Raw genomic sequence first — 230 nt, forward strand, 5'->3', positions numbered from 1 at the left:
CGAATATTGAGGTTGGCTAGCAATATGAGGAATGATCAATTCTCGGGCAAGTGCTGCACCGCGTGTGATTTGCTCCGATGTCAATTCACTTATACCTAAATGAAGGACTTTACCTTGTCTTACAAGATCTGAGAAAGCTAACATTGTTTCTCCAAGAGGAGTTGTTGTATCGAATCGATGTGCATAATAGACAACAATGTAGTCTGTATGTAGCCGTTGTAACGATGCAT

General features: G+C 40.9%; 1 protein-coding gene. It reads right to left on the minus strand.

The genetic code is table 11. From position 1 onward, the window contains the following. The coding region (locus KVT31_RS30085) for an aldo/keto reductase (protein WP_217613779.1) at positions 1-230 on the minus strand (230 nt) is incomplete at both ends.

Origin of the sequence: Bacillus sp. GbtcB14 (assembly GCF_019091205.1) — a bacterium.
GTDB classification, from domain to species: domain Bacteria; phylum Bacillota; class Bacilli; order Bacillales; family Bacillaceae_G; genus Bacillus_A; species Bacillus_A cereus_AG.